This window comes from Paracoccus sp. Ld10 (assembly GCF_045064235.1).
Taxonomy (GTDB): domain Bacteria; phylum Pseudomonadota; class Alphaproteobacteria; order Rhodobacterales; family Rhodobacteraceae; genus Paracoccus.
On sequence record NZ_JBISHD010000023.1, the window covers coordinates 424,816 to 441,795 of the forward strand.

The window sequence follows — 16,980 nt, forward strand, 5'->3', positions numbered from 1 at the left end:
CCCCGCACGCCGCGCCGCAACCCCGGCTCCATTGCGCCCCCACTGGCATTCCGCGCCGCCGCCCTTATCTATGGGACAACGCAACCAACCGGAAAAGGATCGCCCATGTCCCTGCGCATCAATGACACGGCCCCCGACTTCACCGCCAATTCGACCGAAGGGCAGATCCGCTTTCACGACTGGATCGGCGACAGCTATGCGATCGTCTTCAGCCATCCGCGCGACTTCACCCCGGTCTGCACCACCGAATTCGGTGCCGTGGCCCAGCTGGCCCCGGAATTCGAAAAGCGTGGGACCAAAGTGCTGGGCGTGTCGGTCGACAACGTCGAGGATCACCAGAAATGGAAGGCCGACATCGGCAAGGTTGCCGGCGTTCCCGCGAATTTCGCGATCATCGACGACAGCGATCTGGCCGTGGCCAAGGCCTATGACATGCTGCCCGCCGAATATTATCTGCCGACCGAAGGCCGCACGCCGGCCCATTCGGCCACCGTGCGCACCGTCTTCATCATCGGGCCGGACAAGAAGGTCCGCCTGACCATGACCTATCCCATGTCGGTCGGTCGCAACTTTGCGGAAATCATGCGGGCGCTGGATGCGGTGCGCAAGACGGACGGCGTGCCGATCGCCACGCCCGCCAACTGGGTTCCGGGCCAGGACGTGATCGTGGCCCTGTCGCTGGACGACAAGGCGGCCGAGGAAAGGTTCGGCCCCCTGGACATCAAGCTGCCCTATCTGCGCTATGCCAAGGACCCGGCCTAGACCGGCCAGCCGTAATGATCCAGCAGGGCGGCGATGGCACGGTCGTTGCCGCCCTGTCCCACGGCGGGGCGGTTCACAGACCGCAGGCTGACGGCTTGGCTGCCCTCCCATTCGAAAATGCGGGCGCGGTCCCCAATCTTGACGGGCTGCGACCCGGCCATTCGGTGCATCCAATACAGCCAGATGTCGTCCGCCCCGGGTGCCAGACGCATGAACAGGTCGTCGCGCGTGACGTCAGCGTGAAACACGCCCGGCGCATAGATCACCCCCGACACACCCGTCGGAAAGATCAGCGGCCCGGACTGCGGCACACGCAGATTGTGATCCCACGCCTCGTAGGGGGCGGGACGCTCGCCCTCCATCAGAACGCCATGCGCGCGCAGACAAGCGATGCCCGCGCCTTGTCGCGCGGCAACCACCAAACGCGCCAACCAATCAACGGGATAGTACAGGTCGTCATCGGCCGTGGCGATATAGGCGTCGGGGTGTTCCTGCAGGGTCGGCACGATCTTCTTGTAGGACCGCCACAGCGGACAGACGCGAATCTCCAGCCGCGCCATCGCCTGAACCTCGGCGGGCAGGTGCTGCTGGTCGCCCTCGTCCAGCCACAGGATCACGCGGTCGGGCTGGACTGTCTGGCGCAACAACGCGCGCAGCGTCGGTGCCAGCGTCGCGAACCGCGCTCGGTGGCTGGTCAGCGACACGATCAGCGGTGCAGGCAGGTCATGCGGGCTGCCGGGGCGATCCAAGCGAGTGGCAGTTTCCGCCAGCGCGCGGGCCAGTCGGCGACGGTGCTTGAACTGCCGGAACGCGTCGCGGATCACGGGTTTTCCCACGCACGGCGCAGCCACCCGATGTCGCCGATGCGGCGGTACCATTTGTGGCCGCGCCCGGCAAAGACGTCCTCCATCTTGGGCGCCCCCGCAAACAGCACGATCCTGGCCCCCTCGGGCAGGGTCGGATCGCGCAGATAGCTGGTCAGGTTGCGCGGCACGCAGTCGTTCTTGAAGCTGACGCACCAACCCTTCGGCCAGTAATGCAGGTTACCACGCGCGGCCAGTTGCGCCGACTGGAACTGCTGGCTGATCTCATACCCGGCGGTCGCCGCGACCGGATCGGCCAGATAGGCGTCCAGCACATAGGCATGATCACCGATCCGGTACCGGAACACGCTGGAATTGCCGACGCTGTGTAGAAATCGGTCGCGGTCCGGATTGACCTTGCGCAGCGGTTTCGCCCGGAACAGGTCATCGTCGCGGATGATAAAGAAATCGCCCGGCAGGTCGAAGAACGGCCCCAGGTCGTCCACAACCACCAGGTCGATGTCCAGAAAAAGCGCCGTCCCCGACAGCCCGCCCAGGTCTCGCCGGAACAGCGCCAGCTTGCGCCAGCGCGTGTCCGAATGGCCCTCGGGCAGACCCAGTTCCGGCAGCGGCATCGCCTCGATCTGCGGATCAAGGCCTGCGGCATCATCGGTAAAACAGATGAAACGATGCGGACGATCCAGATGCCGCCGCACCTGCGCCGCCAGCCGGTTCACGTCGGCACTGCTGTAAAGCGTGCCCCATTTCATGGTCAGGATCAGCAGGGGTTCGGTCATTTGTCTACGTCGGTGAATGTCTGAAGGATTTCGGCATAGAGGCTCCCCTGGGGAACCTGACCATCATACCGCTCGGCCAAGGTTTTACGAATTCTACTACCCCACAAATGAAGGCAAATGGTTTCGTCCAGAACATCGCGCAGACGCCACCGACCTGGCTCTAGAAACTGATCATGGTCATGCACGCCAATCGGGTAAAACGCATTGACGGGACGCGCGTGATGCAATTCGGCATTCTGCGCCAGAAACATGGTCAACGCCTTTGGACCCGTACTACCCCATGCCCAGCTTTCGATGGGATAACCACGACCCAAGGTCCGGATCCAGTATTTCAGACGACGCGCCCCCTGGATATGGGGCGGCACTCCGCGACTTTCGGATGTGAAACTGAGCAGTTGCGTGAGTGTCGCAGAGCCGTGCGGCAATCTGAGAACAGCGTTGTTCACCGATGATGACGTTTCAAACCCCATCAGATAGTCAGCGCGCGGTATCGGTCGGATGGCAATGATATCCAGATCGACCCAGGCCGCATCGGTCAGGTTCAGCATTGCGTAACGAAACAGGTTTGCATGCAAGGCCGGGCTTGGCTTTCGCTTGTCGCGATAGAGCAATATCCGGTCTGCAGGCAATATCTCGGACGCGTCCCCCAAACGAACACCGTGGGGCACATCTGCGATCGGAGCATAGCTATAGAGTGTCACAGCATGCCCAAGTCGCGTCATGGAATTGAGACTGGCGCGTTCCATCGCCCCCAGCTCGCCGCCGATCCACAACGTGCCCAGATCTTGCAAGATTGCGTTCCTTCAGGAGAGCAAAAAGCGGCCGGCCTTGATGGCCGACCGCTTGTCTTTGGGCAGTTTCAGCCTTCGGCTGATTCCTGCGCGTTTTCGTCGATCTCGGCACCGGTCTCCTGATCGACCATCTTCATGCCAAGGCGCACCTTGCCGCGGTCGTCAAAGCCCAGCAGCTTGACGCGGACTTCCTGACCCTCTTTCAGGATCTCATTGGGGTGACCCAGACGACGGTTTGCGATCTGGCTGACATGGACCAACCCGTCGCGCTTGCCAAAGAAGTTTACGAAGGCACCAAAGTCGACCAGCTTGACGACCTTGCCGACATAAACCTTGCCCTCTTCGGGCTCGGCTACGATCGAATAGATCAGGTCATAGGCCTTCTTGATCGAATCGGCGTTCGCCGACGCGATCTTGATCACGCCGTCGTCGTTGATGTCGACCTTAGCGCCCGAAACCTCGACGATCTCGCGGATGACCTTGCCGCCCGAACCGATCACTTCACGGATCTTGTCGGTCGGGATCTGCATCGTCTCGATGCGCGGCGCGTGGGCGCTGAACTCGGTCCGGCCTGCGGTCAGGGCGTTGGCCATTTCCGACAGGATGTGCAGACGACCGTCCTTGGCCTGGGCCAGAGCCTGTTCCATGATCTCGGGCGTGATGCCCGCGACCTTGATGTCCATCTGCAGCGACGTGATGCCGTTCTCGGTCCCCGCCACCTTGAAGTCCATGTCGCCCAGGTGATCCTCATCGCCCAGGATGTCGGTCAGCACAGCAAAACGGCCGTCCTCTTCCAGGATCAGGCCCATCGCCACGCCGGCGACCGGCGCCTTGAGCGGCACGCCCGCGTCCATCATCGACAGCGAACCGCCGCAGACCGACGCCATCGAGCTGGAACCGTTCGATTCGGTGATCTCGGACACGACCCGGATGGTATAGGGAAAGTCCGTCGCCGCGGGCAGAACTGCCTGCAGCGCGCGCCATGCCAGCTTGCCGTGACCGATTTCACGACGACCCGGCGAACCCACGCGACCCACTTCGCCGACCGAATACGGCGGGAAGTTGTAGTGCAGCAGGAAGTTCGAGCGCGAATTGCCGTGCAGCGCGTCGATGATCTGTTCATCATCGCCGGTGCCCAGGGTCGTCACGACCAGCGCCTGCGTTTCGCCACGCGTGAACAGCGACGAACCGTGGGTGCGCGGCAGGATGCCGACCTGGCTGACGATCGGACGGACGGTCTTGGTGTCGCGTCCGTCGATGCGAGCGCCACCGCCGATGATGTCACCGCGCAGGATGCCCGACTCCAGCTTTTTCAGCGCCGAACCCAGGTTGGCATCGGCCAGCTCTTCTTCGGTCAGGGCGTCCTTGACCTTCGTCTTGGCGGCGGCGATCGCCTCCTGACGCTCGGACTTGTCCTGGATCGCATAGGCGGCGCGCATGTCGGCCTCGCCCACGGTCTTCACGCGGCTGTACAGCGCGCTGTAGTCGGGCGACTGGAAATCGAACGGCTCTTTGGCGGCATCTTCGGCCAGGTCGATGATTAGGTCGATCACCGGCTTGATCGCGTCATGGCCGAACTTGACCGCGCCCAGCATCTCTTCCTCGGTCAGCTCATAGGCTTCCGATTCGACCATCATCACCGCATCGGCGGTGCCGGCGATGACCAGGTCCAGGCGCTGTTCGGGATTGTTGCGCAGGTGGTCCATGTCCTGGACCTCGGGGTTCAGCACGTATTCACCGTTCGAGAAACCGACCCGCGCACCCGCGATCGGACCCATGAAGGGCACGCCCGAGATGGTCAGCGCAGCGCTGGCGGCGATCATCGCGACGATGTCGGGATCGTTGACCAGGTCGTGCGACAGCACGGTGCACATCACCAGCACTTCATGCTTGAAACCGGGGGCGAACAGCGGGCGGATCGGACGGTCGATCAGGCGCGCGGTCAGCGTCTCCTTTTCGGACGGACGCGCCTCGCGCTTGAAGAAGCCGCCCGGCACCTTGCCGGCGGCATAGTATTTTTCCTGATAATGCACCGTCAGCGGAAAGAAGTCCTGTCCGGGCTTCGGCGCCTTTGCGAAGGTGACGTTGGCCATGACGCTGGTCTCGCCCAAAGTGGCGATGACGCTGCCGTCGGCCTGACGGGCAACCTTGCCCGTTTCCAGCGTCAGGGTTTCCTGGCCCCACTGGATCGATTTCTTCACTTCATCAAACATCTGATTTCCTCAAAGGGTGCACCGGCCCTCCAGCCACCCATGTCATGTATCGCGGCCCCATTGCCGCCGCCCCTATCCTTTGCATGTGCCCCGGGGCAGGACCTCACGTCGCAGATTGCCGGGACATACAGGAAAAGCGCCCTGTTGGAAAGAGTCGCGCGAACCCGGCACACGCGGGCGATGCGGCACGGCGGCGACAGTCGCCAGGCATTTCGCATGCCGGTGAACCACGCCGCTTTCGCAACGCAGGCCGTGGGGGCAATATCGCCCCGACCATGATTTCCCTTGCCGTCCAAGAGGTCCGACCTTGAGCACCAATCCGACCGATCCCGCCGCCGTGACAGACCCACAACCCGGGAGGTTCAACCGCGTCATCGATTTCCTGCGTCACTCCGAAAAGCGCAGCAACGGCACCTTTATCGCGATCGGGCTGGTCCTGTTCGCGATGACATATCTGGGCGAGTTCGGCCTGAACAAGGCAATGGCCTATTTCGACAAGGACCCGAACGCCGAACGCCTCAGCACGATCGAAACGCAGACGACCAGCATCTTTTCCAATGTCACCGACATCAAGGACAGCCTTGCCGCCCTGCAGGACGACAACGACGGCATCGACATGACGTTGATCGCCCGCAAGCTGGACGAGATCGCCCTGGCGTCGGCCGCGATCGTCCCACAGGCCAGCGCCATGGCTAATCCCCGCAGCGGATATCTGCGCGGCGGCGAGATCACCGAAGGCCCTTATACCGGCACCGGAACCCTGCTGCTGAACATCGACGAAGGCCGCAGGGGTGCCGTCGCGCAACTGTGTGATGGGGCGACGCTGGCCTATTCGCCCAAGGATCAGCGGTTCCGGTTGGATGTCGGCACACGCTCGGACAGCAGATACCTGTCCTCGGCAGGCGCCCTGAAAAGTCAGGACGTCACCGCGACCATTTCCCAGGATTTCCAGACCAACGGCGCGCTGCCGGTCCCCTACACCTGCCCCAGATAACGCAAAACGCCCGCGACAACGTCGCGGGCGTTTCGGATCATAACCGGGTTCGTCGGATCAGCGACGCAGGCCCAGCTTGGCGATCAGCGCGGTGTAACGCGCCTCTTCCTTTTTCTTCAGATAGTCCAGCAGCTTGCGGCGCTGTGCGACCATCATCAGCAGACCACGACGCGAGTGGTTGTCTTTCTTGTGCGACTTGAAGTGCTCGGTCAGGGTGGCGATGCGCGAGGACAGGATCGCGACCTGAACCTCGGGCGAACCGGTGTCGCCTTCCTTGGTGCCGAACTCTGCGATGACGCGGGCTTTTTCTTCGACGGTGATCGACATCGGGATCTCCTTTTCAGGTGAAGGGTGAGGGCGCAGGCCGGGATGTCGTCCAGCAGGGTCCATGGGGCACCGCACGGACCGGATGCCCGGCGGATGCGCGCGTCTAGCCCAGGTCGCACCAAAAGGAAACCCCGTTCAACCGCCGATCGCCACGATCCGCACATCCCCCAACCGGAGAGCCTCGGCGTTCAGCAGGCGGCCCACGGCCTGGCCATTCACCTCCAGCAGCACGCTGCCGTCACCATCCTCGCGCAGCGACAGTTGCGCATCGCGCGCGATCTGTGCGTCCAGATGCAGCACGATCTGATCGTGGTCGCCGTTGAAATCGGCAAGCGTCGGGAACCCCTCCGCGACCTGACGCAGGATGAACGTGTCGTCTCCCCCGTTGCCCGATGCGAAATCATGCGCGCCTGGCATCAGGGTGTCGTTTCCGTCCCCGCCGTTCATCCAGACCGTTTCGGGGCCGTCATGGCCGATCAGCACGTCGTTGCCCGCGCCCCCGTCCAGATCGTCGGTTCCACCGGTCGATACCAACAGGTCGTCGCCCTCATGGCCGGCCAAAACGTCGTCGCCCTCTCCTCCGAACAGCGAATCGTCACCCTCGCCGCCCATCAGGGTGTCGTCGCCATCCTCTCCGAACAGCATGTCATCGCCGCCCTGTCCGGCCAGCAGGTCGTCACCCTCGCCACCATAGATCAGGTCGTCCCCGCCGGGACCATAAACCGCGTCGCCTTGAACCCAGTCATCGCCGGAACCGGCCTCGATCGTGTCATCCCCCAGGCCACCCCGCAGATCGTCGGCACCGCCATGACCTCGGATCAGATCGTCGCCCGGCGTGCCCATCAGGAAATCCAGACCGTCCGATCCGTCGATCACCGATTCGTCCGGCTGGTGGTCGGGCGGTTCGGGCATCGTGGGGGGCAGGCTTTCGCTGTCCTCATCCTCGGGTGCGGGTATGTCATCATCGTCGTCGCCATCAGACCGCTGGCTGGTCAATGCGCTGACGTCGACCATCATCCCGGCCATCAGAACGCCCAGAATTCCGCCCAGAATGATCATCGACCCGACCCCGTTCGCGACCGGCCCCATGCCGATGCACGAATACTACCGCGCACGGGTCAGGCGTCGTACGAAAAAGTTGATAAAACCTTAACGCGGACAGGGTCCGGGCACGAAAAAACCCGCCCTGTTCGGGGCGGGTGATTCTGTCGTTTCCGCGTGACCTGCCGGTTGACCCGGCCAGGACCGCGCCGATCAACCCTGGCGGGCCTTGAAGCGGCGGTTGGTCTTGTTGATCACGTAGATGCGGCCCTTGCGGCGCACGACCTGGCAGTCGCGGTGCCGGCTCTTGAGCGAGCGGAGCGAGTTGCGAACCTTCATCGGTTTTCTCCATCGTCGCGGCGCGTCGCAGCCGCATTGGAAAACGAAATGCCCCCGACAAACGGCCGGGGGCGGCGAAAAATGGTGGGCGGTACTGGGATCGAACCAGTGGCCACTACGATGTCAACGTAGTGCTCTACCGCTGAGCTAACCGCCCGTTCCTTGGTGATCCCATCACGTTTCCTTGCGAAAACCCGATGCAACCCCCTCGGTCCGCAGGTCTTTAACCGAGGTGATTGGGGTATTCAAGGCCTATCGGATGCCAATTTTTCAGGTTTATATGCAATGACGCGCCGGATGCCGAGGTCTGCCTTGTCCCAGCCTGATCTGCCCTATGTCGTGACCCGCCCCCGCCATTGGTTGTCGGGGGTGATCTTTGCGTCCCCGCATTCGGGATGCGACTATCCGGACTGGTTCCTGCAGGGCACACGCCTGCCGATCCAGACCCTGCGATCGTCCGAAGATGCCTATATCGACCGGCTGATCGCGCCCGCCACGGCCTTTGGCGCGGTCACGCTGGCCGCGCGCATCCCGCGCTGCATCGTCGACCTGAACCGTGGCGCGGACGAGATCGACCCCCTGGTCGTGCGCGGCGTTCCGCGTCACCCGTTGAATCAGCGTACACTGGCCGGGCTGGGGGTGATTCCGCGGGTGGTCAGTCAGGGCAGGGTCATCCACGACCGTCAGATCGACCGGACCGAGGCCGACCGCCGCATCGATACCTGCTGGCGCCCCTATCACGCGGCGCTGGCCGGGCTGATCGCGCAGGCGCGCGCCCGATTCGGACAGGCGATCTTGATCGACATGCACTCCATGCCCCATGACGCACTGTCGCATCTACAGGGAACGCGGCCCGACATGGTGCTGGGCAACCGTCACGGCCTGTCGGCGGCGGCGCGCGTTTCGGATGCGGTCAGCACCGCGGTCGAGGCCGAGGGATGGACCCTGCGCCGCAACGCACCGTTCTCGGGCGCCTATATCTGTTCCGCCTATGGCCGCCCGGCCCAGAACATCCATGTCATCCAGCTGGAGATCGACCGCTCACTGTACATGGACGAGGCGACGATCACCCCCCACGCTGATTTCGAACACTTTGCGGCGCGAATTGCCCGGATGATCGGTCGCCTGTCCGGTCTGGGTCAGGATCAGTCGGGCGGGCGCGTCGCCGCGGAATGACCGACGCAGGCTTCAACGGGGCCAAACTGTTGCTGACGCATGGCGACCTGCTGTTGACATATCTGCGCGATGACCGCCCCGACCTGCCCTTTCCCGCGCATTGGGACCTGCCCGGCGGCGGCCGCGAGGGATTGGAAACGCCGGTCGAATGCGCGCTGCGCGAACTGGACGAGGAATTCGGCCTGCACCTGCCCCCGGATATGCTGACCGGGCGGGCGTTTCCGTCGCATGCAGCACCCGGCATGGTGTCCTGGCTGTTCGCGGGACAGATCAGCGCGGCCCGGATCGCCGCGATCCGGTTCGGTGACGAGGGGCAGGAATGGCGCATGATGCCCGTGGCCGACTATCTCGCCCACCCGCGCGCGATCCCGCATTTCCGCCGCTGGATCACCGCGATGCGGCCATGACGGCGCGGGTCAGCGGGCGCAGGCTGTCACCCTTGACCGCCCAACTGGTCGCAAAGGCGAATGTGGCGGCCGTTTCCAGCCAGAAGACCGGGCGCAGACCCGCCAGCGCATCGTCCAGGCCGGTCGCGAACAGCACCCCGATCAGGCCGATGCTGACGACGATCGTCCAGCCGCAGATGCGATAGATGCGGTTCGACGCGGCCTTTTCCGGGCTGTCGACGTCGCCCTTGACGAACAGCACCAAACAGAACACCGCCAGCGCCCCAAAGAACACCCCCGCCGCGACCGCATGGATCAGCGCCGACAGGCCCGGCCCGGCCAGACATTCCAGTGCGGTGCATGGCCCGTCAGGCCCGTCGGTCGGGACCAGCGCGACCAGCGCGACGGACACCGCCGCCAGCCGCGCCATCGCCTTGTCGGTGATCCATTCGCCTGCAGCGGGGCGGAACCCCTCATAGCTCCACAGGAATACGGCCTGCGCGATCAGGGTGCCCACGAATACCTCGCGCATGGGCGAATGATAATAGGCCGAGATGCTGGTCCGCAGCGGCTCTGGCCACAGCACCGCATAGGCGATCAGTGCCAGCGGCAGGAAATATCCCAATGCGCCGATGGCGCGGCGCACCGACAGAAAGGACAGGACCAGTTCGTTGCGGACCTTTTGCGCGCCGCCGTCATCGTCCATCGCCACCCCCGCGTTTCACCCCATGCTGGGACGCGGGGGCGGCACGCGTCAAGCCAGTTCGGCCAGGATGGCCTGTGCGGCGGCGCGCGGATCAGCAGACTGCCAGACCGGGCGGCCGACGACGATATGATCCGCACCCGCCGCAATGGCCGATGCCGGCGTCTCGACCCGTTTCTGATCCCCAAGGGCAGCACCCGCCGGGCGCACGCCCGGCGTCACTATCAGGCGCGATCCCGGCAGGGCACGAATGTCGGCGGCCTCGCGCGGAGAACAGATGATGCCGTCGGCGCCCGCCTCGAACGCACGGGCGGCGCGTTCCACGGTGATCTGGTGCAGATCGCCCGCCTGCATCATGCCTGCGTCCAAGTCGGCCCGGTCCAGCGATGTCAGGATGGTCACGCCCAGGATCTTCAGGCTGGACCCCGCCGCGCCCTGTTTTGCCGCGGCGATGACATGCGGGTCGCCATGCACGGTCAGGAAATCCAGGTCGAACTGCGCCAGACCGCGAACCGCGGCCTCGACGGTGGCGCCGATGTCGAACAGCTTCATGTCCAGAAAGATGCGCTTGCCGTGTTCCTGCTTCAGCTCCATCGCCAGGGCCAGCCCGCCGCCGGTCAGCATGCCCAGCCCAATCTTGTAGAACCCCACGGAATCGCCCAGCTTGCCTGCCAGGTCCAGCCCCGCCACCGCGTTCGGCACGTCCAGCGCCACGATCAGCCGGTCATCCATTCTGCGTCCCCTTGTTTGTTCCGAACGCCTTATGGCACGCTTGAAACCACCCCGCGACCCCCCCAAATCTAACGTACCAGACCCGGACCGGGGCGTGCCGCAACAGGGCGCCACCAGCACGGGGGCTTTGCAAAAGGAGTACTGCCGATGAACATGGAAAAGTTCACGGAACGGTCGCGCGGCTTTCTGCAATCCGCCCAGACCATCGCGATCCGCGAGAACCAGCAACGCGTCATGCCCGAACATCTGCTCAAGGCGCTGATGGATGACGATCAGGGCCTGGCCTCGAACCTGATCACCCGCGCGGGCGGTGATGCCGGGCGCGTGCGCGAGGCGGTCGATGCCGCCGTGGCAAAACAGCCCAAGGTCAGCGGATCGGGCAGCGGGCAGGTCTATGTCGACCCCACGCTGGTCCGCGTGCTGGACGAGGCCGAAACGGTCGCGAAAAAGGCCGGCGACAGCTTTGTGCCCGCCGAACGGGTGCTGATGGCACTGGCCATGGTGAACACCAACGCCCGCGACGCGCTGACCGCAGGGTCTGTCAACGCGCAGGCGCTGAACGCGGCCATCACGGACATCCGCAAGGGCCGCACCGCCGATACGGCATCCGCCGAGGACAGCTATGAGGCGTTGGAGAAATATGCCCGCGACCTGACGCAGGCCGCGCGTGACGGCAAGATCGACCCGATCATCGGCCGCGACGAAGAGATCCGCCGCACCATGCAGGTCCTGTCGCGGCGCACCAAGAACAACCCCGTCCTGATCGGCGAACCCGGCGTCGGCAAGACCGCCATCGCCGAAGGGCTGGCCCTGCGAATCATCGACGGCGACGTGCCGGAAAGTTTGCGCAACAAGCGGCTGATGGCGCTGGACATGGGCGCGCTGATCGCGGGCGCGAAATATCGCGGCGATTTCGAAGAGCGGCTGAAGTCGATCCTGAAGGAGATCGAGACCGCCGCAGGCGAGATCATCCTGTTCATCGACGAACTGCACACGCTGGTCGGCGCGGGCAAGGGCGACGGTGCGATGGATGCCGCCAACCTGATCAAGCCTGCGCTGGCGCGCGGCGAACTGCATTGCGTCGGCGCCACCACCTTGGACGAATACCGCAAGTATATCGAAAAGGACGCGGCCCTGGCGCGGCGTTTCCAGCCCGTGCTGGTCGAGGAGCCGACCGTCGAGGACACGATCAGCATCCTGCGCGGCATCAAGGAAAAATACGAACTGCACCACGGCGTGCGCATCAGCGACGCGGCCCTGGTCGCGGCGGCGACGCTGTCGCACCGCTATATCACCGACCGGTTTCTGCCCGACAAAGCGATCGACCTGATGGACGAGGCCGCCAGCCGCCTGCGCATGGAGGTTGACAGCAAGCCCGAGGAGCTGGACCAGCTGGATCGCCAGATCCTGCAGCTGCAGATCGAGGCAGAGGCGCTGAAGAAGGAGGACGACGCGGCCTCCCGGGACCGGCTGGAGCGGCTGGAAAAGGACCTGTCCGGCTTGCAGGAACGCAGCGCCGAAATGACCGCCCGCTGGCAGGCGGAACGCGACAAGCTGCAGGGGTCGCGCGACCTCAAGGAACAGCTGGACCGCGCCCGCGCCGATCTGGACCAGGCCAAGCGCGAGGGGAACCTGGGCCGCGCCGGGGAACTGTCCTATGGCGTCATCCCCGGCCTTGAACGCCAGCTGGCCGAGGCGGATTCCGCCGATGGTCTGATGGTCGAGGAGGCCGTCCGCCCCGAACAGATCGCAGAGGTCGTCGAACGCTGGACGGGCATTCCGACCAGCAAGATGCTGGAAGGCCAGCGCGACAAGCTGTTGAAGATGGAAGAACAGATCGGCAAGCGCGTCATCGGTCAGGCCGAGGCCGTCACCGCCGTCAGCAATGCCGTGCGCCGGTCGCGTGCCGGCCTGAACGACGAGGATCGCCCCTTGGGGTCGTTCCTGTTCCTGGGGCCGACCGGCGTCGGCAAGACCGAGCTGACCAAGGCGCTGGCCGAATACATGTTCGACGATGACAGCGCGATGGTCCGCATCGACATGTCCGAGTTCATGGAGAAACATTCCGTGGCCCGGCTGATCGGCGCGCCTCCGGGCTATGTCGGCTATGACGAGGGGGGCGTGCTGACAGAGGCCGTGCGTCGGCGTCCCTATCAGGTGATCCTGTTCGACGAGGTCGAAAAGGCGCATCCGGACGTGTTCAACGTGCTGCTGCAGGTGCTGGACGACGGTGTTCTGACCGACGGTCAGGGCCGGACGGTGGACTTCAAGCAGACGCTGATCATCCTGACCTCGAACCTGGGGTCACAGGCGCTGTCGCACCTGCCCGAGGACGCCGATGCCAGCGATGCCCGCCATCAGGTGATGGACGCGGTCCGCGGTCATTTCCGCCCCGAATTCCTGAACCGCCTGGACGAGATCATCATCTTTCGTCGCCTGTCGCGGACGAACATGGACGGGATCGTCACGGTGCAGATGGCGCGGCTGGAAAAGCGTCTGGCGGCTCGCAAGATCACACTGGACATGGACGACGCCGCTCGGATGTGGCTGGCCGACCAGGGTTACGACCCGGTCTTTGGCGCGCGCCCGCTGAAACGCGTGATCCAGCGCGCATTGCAGGATCCGCTGGCGGAACTGCTGCTGTCGGGCGAGGTCATGGACGGGGCGACGGTCAAGGTCGGCGCCGGTCCTGACGGGCTGCTGGTGGCCCACCGCGTGGGAAAGGCCGGGCCGCGGCTTGGCGCGATCGGCGAAGGCCCGCGTCCGCCGGTCCACTAAGGTCGGGTCACTGAAACACGGCCCCCGGAGCGATCCGGGGGCCGTTTTCATCAGGGCATCTGGGCCAGGAAGGCCTTGACCAGCGCCGCGGAATTGTCGGACGCCAGCGACATGAAGACGCCCATCTCGTTCTCTCCCTCGCCGCCGCCGGCCAGGTCGGACAGCGACCGAAAGGCGATGAACGGCACTTGGTTGGCCCAGGCCACCTGCGCCACGGCGGCGGATTCCATGTCCACCACCTGCGCCTGGAACGTCGTGGACAGCCAGTCGCGCACGCCCGCATTGTCCATGAAGGACGACCCTGACACGCCGTTTCCGCCGACGCGGATCTGCGGCGGGGCGGTCAAACAGTCGTTGTCGGTGTTGCAATCGGCCAGATCGGTCGTTTCAGCCACGCGGGCCGCGACCTCCAGCAGGGCCGGGTCGGTCGGGAACCAAAACCGCGTTTCGGGCGCGCCGCGGTCCGACGCCACCGTCGTCTCGCGCGTGTAGATCATGTCGTAGTTCGGAAAGGGCGATTCCAGAAAGCCCGGCAGTTCGAACCCATCTGGGGTTTCGCGCGCGATCACCGTCTCCAGCCACTGACCCCACTGGTCGGCCACCACCACGTCACCGATGTTCAGCGACGGATCGACGCCGCCCGCGATACCGGAAAACACGATCGCTTCGATGTCGAACCGCTCCAACGCCATCTGGGTGGTCATGGCCGCGTTGACCATCGACACGCCCGACAGGAACAGCACGACCTCTTGTCCCGACAGGGTGCCGGTGATGAAATCGGTACCGTTGATGGTCTGTGTTTCCGCCCCCTCCAGGTCGGCCTGCAGGCTGATCCATTCCGGCTGAAATGCGGACATGACGGCGATACGGGGCGTATCATCTGTGGTCTGGGCTGCCAGCGGCGCGGCGCTGAGCAGCAGGGCAAGGGCGGGACGGATCATGGGCGGGCCTTTCACGACATGCAATTCCGCCCCGGCTTACGCGGCGGCCTTGGCGATGGCCAGAGGTCGGGTCCTGTCGCCGCGTCACGGCTTGTCCGTTGCCCAAGGCGCGGGCATCGTGGCGCAAATCCAAGGGAGGTTATCCATGCTGCCACCGATCCTGCAGGGCCTGCGCATTCCGGTCATCGCCTCGCCCATGTTCATCGTCTCGGGGCCGGACCTGGTCATCGCACAGTGCAAGGCGGGCATCGTCGGCAGCTTTCCGGCGCTGAACGCGCGCGAGCGGGAGGGAGAGCCGTCCCTGCTGGACGCCTGGCTGACCCGGATCGAGGAAGAGCTGGACCGCCACAATCAGGCGAACCCCGACCGCCCCGCGGCCCCGTTCGCGGTCAACCAGATCGTCCATCGCAGCAATGCCCGGCTGGAGCGCGACATAGAGATCTGTCACCGCCACAAGGTGCCGATCTGGATCACGTCGCTTGGCGCGCGGATCGAGGTGAACCAGGCGGCCCATGATTGCGGCGGCATCGCGCTGCATGACGTGATCAACGACATGTTCGCCAGGAAGGCCGTCGAAAAGGGCGCCGACGGACTGATCGCGGTCGCCGCGGGAGCGGGCGGGCACGCCGGGCCGCAATCGCCATTCGCCCTGATCCAGGAGATCCGCGAATGGTTCGACGGGCCGCTGCTGTTGTCGGGGTCCATCGCCACGGGGCGCGCGGTGCTGGCGGCGCAGGTGATGGGGGCGGATCTGGCCTATATCGGCAGCCCCTTCATCGCGACCGAAGAGGCGAATGCCCAGCCCGACTACAAGCAGATGATCGTGGACAGCACGGCCGCCGATATCGTCACCTCGTCGCTGTTCACCGGCGTGTCGGGCAATTACCTGGCGCCATCGATCCGCAAGGCGGGGCTGGACCCGGACAACCTGGCGGGGGCGGACGCCAGCGCCATGAATTTCGGCGACGGGTCGTCCAAACCCAAGGCGTGGAGCGCGATCTGGGGCGCGGGTCAGGGAATCGGGGCGGTCCGTGCGGTGGAACCGGCGGGCGCGCGCATCGACCAGCTTGCGGCAGAATATCACGCCGCGAAAGAGGCCGTTTCACGCCTGTGACCTTTGCGGATGGGCGGAACGCTTCCCATATAGGGGATCGAACCGTCCCATCCGTGGAGGACCAGATGGCCTATGAGAAAAACCCCGACGCGATCGCCCGGCTGACCCCGGAGCAGTATCGCGTGACGCAGGAGAACGGCACCGAACGGGCCTTTACCGGCGAATACGACCACCATTTCGACACGGGCATCTATGTCGATGTCGTGTCGGGCGAACCGCTGTTCGTCAGCGGCGCAAAGTACAATTCCGGGTGCGGCTGGCCGGCCTTTACCAAGCCCGTCGAGGGCAACGTGACCGAGCATCGCGACGTCAGCCATGGCATGGTCCGCGTCGAGGTGCGGTCCACGCATGGCGACAGCCATCTGGGCCATGTGTTCCCGGACGGGCCGCAGGATCAGGGCGGACTGCGGTACTGTATCAATTCGGCATCGCTGCGCTTTGTCCCCAGGGACCGGATGGAGGCCGAGGGATACGGAGACTACCTGTCGCAGGTCGAGGAGGTGCATCATGGCTGAGCGCGCGGTTCTGGCCGGGGGCTGTTTCTGGGGCATGCAGGATCTGATCCGGCGGATGCCGGGCGTGATTGAGACGCGCGTCGGCTATTCCGGCGGCGATGTGCCCAATGCGACCTATCGCAACCACGGCACCCATGCAGAAGCGATAGAGATCACGTTCGATCCCGACATGATCAGCTATCGTCGGCTGCTGGAGTTCTTTTTCCAGATCCATGATCCGTCCACGCCGAACCGGCAGGGAAACGACATCGGACCCGGCTATCGGTCCGCGATCTATTACGTGGATGACGCGCAGAAGCAGGTCGCGATGGACACCATCGCGGATGTGGATGCGTCCGGCATCTGGCCGGGCCACGTGGTGACCGAGGTCGAGCCGGTGGGTGATTTCTGGGAGGCCGAGCCCGAGCATCAGGATTACCTGGAGCGGTTCCCCAATGGCTATACCTGCCATTTCCCACGACCCGATTGGGTTTTACCTGAACGCGACGCGGCCGAGTGACGACAGGGCGCCCCGGACATGATGTCCGGGGCGTTTCTTTGCGTCCCGCGATGGCCGGGGGGCTGCCGC

General features: G+C 64.6%; 18 protein-coding genes and 1 tRNA gene. 8 read left to right on the plus strand and 11 right to left on the minus strand.

Features of this window, described 5'->3' with window-relative positions:
• Positions 1-105 precede the first annotated feature (105 nt).
• Positions 106-762: a peroxiredoxin gene (locus ACJJVR_RS07420; protein ID WP_405403442.1), complete on the plus strand. Its 657-nt coding sequence runs from the start codon at positions 106-108 to the stop codon at positions 760-762.
• On the opposite strand, the gene ACJJVR_RS07425 is transcribed toward ACJJVR_RS07420, so the two are convergent.
• The 4 genes from ACJJVR_RS07425 to pnp form a co-directional block, all read right to left on the minus strand.
• On the minus strand, positions 759-1,598 hold the full coding sequence (locus ACJJVR_RS07425) for a glycosyltransferase family A protein (protein WP_405403444.1): 840 nt from the start codon (positions 1,596-1,598) through the stop codon (positions 759-761). The genes ACJJVR_RS07420 and ACJJVR_RS07425 overlap by 4 nt on opposite strands.
• Positions 1,583-2,362 (minus strand): hypothetical protein, encoded by a 780-nt coding sequence (locus ACJJVR_RS07430; protein ID WP_405403446.1) that lies wholly within the window; start codon positions 2,360-2,362, stop codon positions 1,583-1,585. Before ACJJVR_RS07430 ends, ACJJVR_RS07425 begins: the two co-directional genes overlap by 16 nt.
• Complete coding sequence (locus ACJJVR_RS07435) at positions 2,359-3,153, minus strand: hypothetical protein (RefSeq protein ID WP_405403447.1); 795 nt, start codon at positions 3,151-3,153, stop codon at positions 2,359-2,361. Before ACJJVR_RS07435 ends, ACJJVR_RS07430 begins: the two co-directional genes overlap by 4 nt.
• 68 nt (positions 3,154-3,221) lie before the next feature.
• Positions 3,222-5,366 carry a polyribonucleotide nucleotidyltransferase gene (gene pnp / locus ACJJVR_RS07440; RefSeq protein WP_405403449.1) on the minus strand — a complete coding sequence of 715 codons (2,145 nt, stop codon included), beginning with the start codon at positions 5,364-5,366 and terminating at the stop codon, positions 3,222-3,224.
• Positions 5,367-5,673: 307 nt separating this feature from the next.
• On the opposite strand from pnp, the gene ACJJVR_RS07445 reads away from it, so the two are divergent.
• On the plus strand, positions 5,674-6,360 hold the full coding sequence (locus ACJJVR_RS07445; protein WP_405403451.1) for a hypothetical protein: 687 nt from the start codon (positions 5,674-5,676) through the stop codon (positions 6,358-6,360).
• Between the two features lie 57 nt (positions 6,361-6,417).
• Here ACJJVR_RS07445 and rpsO read toward each other — a convergent pair whose 3' ends face one another.
• From rpsO to ACJJVR_RS07465, 4 genes are all read right to left on the minus strand, one after another.
• Positions 6,418-6,687 carry a 30S ribosomal protein S15 gene (gene rpsO, locus ACJJVR_RS07450; protein ID WP_405403453.1) on the minus strand — a complete coding sequence of 90 codons (270 nt, stop codon included), beginning with the start codon at positions 6,685-6,687 and terminating at the stop codon, positions 6,418-6,420.
• A gap of 135 nt (positions 6,688-6,822) precedes the next feature.
• Complete coding sequence (locus ACJJVR_RS07455; protein ID WP_405403455.1) at positions 6,823-7,746, minus strand: calcium-binding protein; 924 nt, start codon at positions 7,744-7,746, stop codon at positions 6,823-6,825.
• 195 nt (positions 7,747-7,941) lie between these two features.
• Complete coding sequence (gene ykgO / locus ACJJVR_RS07460) at positions 7,942-8,067, minus strand: type B 50S ribosomal protein L36 (protein ID WP_042245282.1); 126 nt, start codon at positions 8,065-8,067, stop codon at positions 7,942-7,944.
• A gap of 82 nt (positions 8,068-8,149) precedes the next feature.
• Positions 8,150-8,224, minus strand: a tRNA-Val gene (locus tag ACJJVR_RS07465).
• A 140-nt stretch (positions 8,225-8,364) separates the two neighbouring features.
• Between ACJJVR_RS07465 and ACJJVR_RS07470 the strand changes: the two genes are divergently transcribed.
• The gene (locus ACJJVR_RS07470; RefSeq protein ID WP_405403457.1) at positions 8,365-9,243 is read left to right on the plus strand and encodes an N-formylglutamate amidohydrolase; all 879 of its coding nucleotides are present in this window, start codon (positions 8,365-8,367) and stop codon (positions 9,241-9,243) included.
• A complete protein-coding gene (locus ACJJVR_RS07475; protein WP_405403460.1) occupies positions 9,240-9,650 on the plus strand; it encodes an NUDIX hydrolase in 411 nt (136 codons plus the stop codon). The genes ACJJVR_RS07470 and ACJJVR_RS07475 overlap by 4 nt, the downstream gene beginning before the upstream one ends.
• On the opposite strand, the gene ACJJVR_RS07480 is transcribed toward ACJJVR_RS07475, so the two are convergent.
• Together ACJJVR_RS07480 and pyrF are read right to left on the minus strand one after the other, a co-directional pair.
• Positions 9,631-10,335: a DUF998 domain-containing protein gene (locus ACJJVR_RS07480; protein WP_405403461.1), complete on the minus strand. Its 705-nt coding sequence runs from the start codon at positions 10,333-10,335 to the stop codon at positions 9,631-9,633. The genes ACJJVR_RS07475 and ACJJVR_RS07480 overlap by 20 nt on opposite strands.
• A gap of 48 nt (positions 10,336-10,383) precedes the next feature.
• Positions 10,384-11,064 (minus strand): orotidine-5'-phosphate decarboxylase, encoded by a 681-nt coding sequence (gene pyrF / locus ACJJVR_RS07485; RefSeq protein WP_405403464.1) that lies wholly within the window; start codon positions 11,062-11,064, stop codon positions 10,384-10,386.
• Between the two features lie 147 nt (positions 11,065-11,211).
• Between pyrF and clpB the strand changes: the two genes are divergently transcribed.
• Entirely contained in the window at positions 11,212-13,842 is a 2,631-nt protein-coding gene (gene clpB / locus ACJJVR_RS07490) for an ATP-dependent chaperone ClpB (RefSeq protein WP_405403465.1), read from the plus strand.
• Positions 13,843-13,892: 50 nt separating this feature from the next.
• Here the strand turns inward: clpB and ACJJVR_RS07495 are convergent, their stop codons facing one another.
• Positions 13,893-14,783 (minus strand): 5'-methylthioadenosine/S-adenosylhomocysteine nucleosidase, encoded by an 891-nt coding sequence (locus ACJJVR_RS07495; protein WP_405403467.1) that lies wholly within the window; start codon positions 14,781-14,783, stop codon positions 13,893-13,895.
• 145 nt (positions 14,784-14,928) lie between these two features.
• On the opposite strand from ACJJVR_RS07495, the gene ACJJVR_RS07500 reads away from it, so the two are divergent.
• The 3 genes from ACJJVR_RS07500 to msrA all read left to right on the plus strand — a co-directional run bounded on the left by ACJJVR_RS07500 (position 14,929) and on the right by msrA (position 16,911).
• Positions 14,929-15,897 carry an NAD(P)H-dependent flavin oxidoreductase gene (locus ACJJVR_RS07500; protein WP_405403469.1) on the plus strand — a complete coding sequence of 323 codons (969 nt, stop codon included), beginning with the start codon at positions 14,929-14,931 and terminating at the stop codon, positions 15,895-15,897.
• A gap of 65 nt (positions 15,898-15,962) precedes the next feature.
• Positions 15,963-16,412, plus strand: a complete 450-nt coding sequence (gene msrB, locus ACJJVR_RS07505; RefSeq protein ID WP_405403471.1) for a peptide-methionine (R)-S-oxide reductase MsrB — start codon at positions 15,963-15,965, stop codon at positions 16,410-16,412.
• Positions 16,405-16,911: a peptide-methionine (S)-S-oxide reductase MsrA gene (gene msrA, locus ACJJVR_RS07510; RefSeq protein WP_405403472.1), complete on the plus strand. Its 507-nt coding sequence runs from the start codon at positions 16,405-16,407 to the stop codon at positions 16,909-16,911. The genes msrB and msrA overlap by 8 nt, the downstream gene beginning before the upstream one ends.
• The last annotated feature ends 69 nt before the right edge of the window (positions 16,912-16,980 follow it).

What these genes read in the sequence shown, in the direction of transcription:
- ACJJVR_RS07420 (WP_405403442.1), top strand. Translation starts at nt 106, where the DNA reads ATGTCCCTGCGCATCAATGACACGGCCCCCGACTTCACCGCCAATTCG.
- ACJJVR_RS07430 (WP_405403446.1), bottom strand. Translation starts at nt 2,362, where the DNA reads ATGACCGAACCCCTGCTGATCCTGACCATGAAATGGGGCACGCTTTAC.
- pnp (WP_405403449.1), bottom strand. Translation starts at nt 5,366, where the DNA reads ATGTTTGATGAAGTGAAGAAATCGATCCAGTGGGGCCAGGAAACCCTG.
- rpsO (WP_405403453.1), bottom strand. Translation starts at nt 6,687, where the DNA reads ATGTCGATCACCGTCGAAGAAAAAGCCCGCGTCATCGCAGAGTTCGGC.
- ACJJVR_RS07455 (WP_405403455.1), bottom strand. Translation starts at nt 7,746, where the DNA reads ATGATCATTCTGGGCGGAATTCTGGGCGTTCTGATGGCCGGGATGATG.
- ykgO (WP_042245282.1), bottom strand. Translation starts at nt 8,067, where the DNA reads ATGAAGGTTCGCAACTCGCTCCGCTCGCTCAAGAGCCGGCACCGCGAC.
- ACJJVR_RS07470 (WP_405403457.1), top strand. Translation starts at nt 8,365, where the DNA reads ATGCCGAGGTCTGCCTTGTCCCAGCCTGATCTGCCCTATGTCGTGACC.
- ACJJVR_RS07475 (WP_405403460.1), top strand. Translation starts at nt 9,240, where the DNA reads ATGACCGACGCAGGCTTCAACGGGGCCAAACTGTTGCTGACGCATGGC.
- ACJJVR_RS07480 (WP_405403461.1), bottom strand. Translation starts at nt 10,335, where the DNA reads ATGGACGATGACGGCGGCGCGCAAAAGGTCCGCAACGAACTGGTCCTG.
- pyrF (WP_405403464.1), bottom strand. Translation starts at nt 11,064, where the DNA reads ATGGATGACCGGCTGATCGTGGCGCTGGACGTGCCGAACGCGGTGGCG.
- clpB (WP_405403465.1), top strand. Translation starts at nt 11,212, where the DNA reads ATGAACATGGAAAAGTTCACGGAACGGTCGCGCGGCTTTCTGCAATCC.
- ACJJVR_RS07495 (WP_405403467.1), bottom strand. Translation starts at nt 14,783, where the DNA reads ATGATCCGTCCCGCCCTTGCCCTGCTGCTCAGCGCCGCGCCGCTGGCA.
- ACJJVR_RS07500 (WP_405403469.1), top strand. Translation starts at nt 14,929, where the DNA reads ATGCTGCCACCGATCCTGCAGGGCCTGCGCATTCCGGTCATCGCCTCG.
- msrB (WP_405403471.1), top strand. Translation starts at nt 15,963, where the DNA reads ATGGCCTATGAGAAAAACCCCGACGCGATCGCCCGGCTGACCCCGGAG.
- msrA (WP_405403472.1), top strand. Translation starts at nt 16,405, where the DNA reads ATGGCTGAGCGCGCGGTTCTGGCCGGGGGCTGTTTCTGGGGCATGCAG.